This is a genomic window from Halomonas sp. 141, assembly GCF_002810305.1.
GTDB classification, from domain to species: domain Bacteria; phylum Pseudomonadota; class Gammaproteobacteria; order Pseudomonadales; family Halomonadaceae; genus Vreelandella; species Vreelandella stevensii.
The window spans coordinates 1-2,366 of the sequence record NZ_PINZ01000090.1 but is presented as its reverse complement, the minus strand read 5'-3'; the positions used below and the strand labels follow the sequence as shown (position 1 = coordinate 2,366).

Here is a 2,366-nt window from a genome sequence, read left to right as displayed (position 1 = left end):
GAGGAGCCGAGTGCGTCAATCGCGCACGCTCGGATCTGTGGGGGGCCGGAACGAGCAATCGTCCGGTCTACCCGACCAATAACTCCAGTATGTATCCTATTCCCCTAAAAAATCCCCTGCCTATCTCTTCAAAAAAGCCGTCCATAAAACTCCTTTTCAGTTAAACGTAACAAGTAAATACATAACCAAATCCGCTTTCTTTTCACTGCTATTTTGCCATAGCCAAGAATCGCAGTTGGCTCAATGACTAACGCTCACCTTCCAGTTCGTGCCATACACGCAGAATAATGATGACGCTCGTATGCACTGAATAGCGGATAACGTATTTACCAAAGACCATGTCACGAACGGAATCCGGTGCCATTTCAACCGGCGTACCCATGTTGGGAAAGTCTGGCAGTAAGTCGATTTTACCGACCAGCTCTGCCGCTATCCTGCCGGCTGCAGAGGGGTTATGGATGGCGATGAACTCTCTGAGGCGCTGCAAATCTTCAATGGTTCATCCGTATAAACCAATTTCACTTACCCGACCTCGGTGCATCCTGCTCATTTTCGGTTCCCCAGCTATTGAGCCAACGATGAACCTCGCTGCTATCAACCACCTTCCCCTGTGCGGCAGACTCCATCGCCTCCAGCGTTTGCCTCCAACGCTCTTGCTCAAGCTGTTGCTTCTCGATGTATTCCGATAACGCTTGGTTGATCACCCAGCCTTTGCTCCGGTGGAGCCTGCTCGCGATAGCTTCCAGATGCTGTTCAACGTCTGACTGAAGACGAACTGTAGTTACACCCATATCTATACCCTCACTCCTGACGACTACAATGTATTACAGCATAGTCAATGAGAGCGGTACAAAAAAGCCCAGCCCCCGATACTGTCTAGCATCAGAAGACTGGGCCTGCTCACTTAGGGGCTTATAAGTGCCTAGCTATAGCTCCCTCACCCATATATTGCGAAAGCTAACGTCCGCATCGTGATCCTGCAGGTAAATGGGCGCGCAGCCGTGGGCTTCGTCGTAGTTGGGTTCGCCAATCCACTCGGTGGTGCCTTGCACTTCAGCATGGTGCTGCACCACTACACCGTTATGCAGAACGGTGATGTAGGCAGGCGATTCAAGGGCGCCTTCATCATCAAAACGTGGCGCGGTGTATAGGATGTTGTAACTCTGCCACTCACCGGGTGGGCGCGACGCGTTGACGAGTGGCATATGCTGTTTATAGATGGATGCCGCCTGACCGTTGGGATAGGTCGGGTTGTCGTAGGAGTCCAGCACTTGGACTTCATAGCGTTCCTGCAGAAAGACGCCGCTATTGCCCCGATCTTGGCCCTCCATACCTTCAATATCCTCAGGGGAGCGCCACTCCAGGTAGAGCTGCACATCGCAGAAGTCCTGGCTTGTGCGAATGCCTCCCGCACCGCGATTTACCGTCATGGCGCCGTCATCCACGTGCCACTCAGCTGGCCCACCCTCTTCGCCCTCCCAGGCGTCTAAGTCGGTGCCATCGAATAGCACGATGGCATCGGAGGGAACACCATCGTCAGGCACTGCAACGCTTGCGGGCACTGGCTCCCATACTTCGGTTTTGGCGGATTGCTCCTCGGGTGTCAGTGTCTCATTCGATGCGCCCTCCTGAGCTGCGCTATCGAATGCCAACAAACTGCCACATGCCAATAGGCAAAGCGTCTGAGCATAGGAGTAAGGCTTACGTTTTTGCGTACGTTGATTTTTCATCATGTTCTTCGCTGAATTAGGTTGCCCAGGCAGGCTCGCCGTTATAAGGCGCGCAGCCGTCATAGCGGCCTGGCACCGCTTCGTAGCGTAGGACTTCCGTCGCGCCGACTTCTGAGGTAAAGAAACCAAACAGCGTTAGCTGCTTCATCATGGTGAAGTAGTGTGGAAGCGTATCTTCGCTCTCCACATGCTCCTGTGATGACTGGTTTTCTGCCGTTTGATTTTGCGCGGTCTGGGTTTCTATCGTCAGTGCTTCAGCGGGTGTTGGCTGTTTGCGGGCCTGCTGCTGGGCGTGCGCCAGCGCTTCACGGTCTAACTCGGTGATGAGCTCTAATCGCTGTTCGCCACTCAGCGCCATAAAGTCACGCTCGTAAGCCGCTCGGCTGCGTGCCTCAAGCTGCGCTAAACCCTGAGGAATCCCCACGAACTTTGCTATCCATCGCATAAGGCCTGCTCTTTGACTCCTAGATTCATAGAATAACCGCAGCACTTTGGATCTCAAGGTAGAAGCAGGAGGGCCAGCGCCGGTACTCTCTCTGCTTTACCGACCAAAGTGAAACAGAGCATGGCATACCGACAGCTGACCCAGACCCAACGATACCAGATTCACGCTTACAGGTGTGCAGGCATGAGCCA

General features: G+C 53.6%; 4 protein-coding genes. All 4 read right to left on the bottom strand.

What is annotated here, in order from left to right:
* Nucleotides 1-247: 247 nt before the first annotated feature.
* The 4 genes from CWI66_RS17375 to CWI66_RS17360 all read right to left on the bottom strand — a co-directional run bounded on the left by CWI66_RS17375 (nucleotide 248) and on the right by CWI66_RS17360 (nucleotide 2,175).
* Nucleotides 248-487 carry a type II toxin-antitoxin system RelE/ParE family toxin gene (locus CWI66_RS17375; protein WP_232711006.1) on the bottom strand — a complete coding sequence of 80 codons (240 nt, stop codon included), beginning with the start codon at nucleotides 485-487 and terminating at the stop codon, nucleotides 248-250.
* A gap of 31 nt (nucleotides 488-518) precedes the next feature.
* A complete protein-coding gene (locus tag CWI66_RS17370; RefSeq protein ID WP_100732368.1) occupies nucleotides 519-791 on the bottom strand; it encodes a CopG family ribbon-helix-helix protein in 273 nt (90 codons plus the stop codon).
* 135 nt (nucleotides 792-926) lie between these two features.
* Entirely contained in the window at nucleotides 927-1,655 is a 729-nt protein-coding gene (locus CWI66_RS17365; RefSeq protein WP_232711004.1) for a 3-keto-disaccharide hydrolase, read from the bottom strand.
* Between the two features lie 91 nt (nucleotides 1,656-1,746).
* Nucleotides 1,747-2,175 carry a gluconate 2-dehydrogenase subunit 3 family protein gene (locus tag CWI66_RS17360; RefSeq protein ID WP_100732366.1) on the bottom strand — a complete coding sequence of 143 codons (429 nt, stop codon included), beginning with the start codon at nucleotides 2,173-2,175 and terminating at the stop codon, nucleotides 1,747-1,749.
* Between the last annotated feature and the right edge of the window lie 191 nt (nucleotides 2,176-2,366).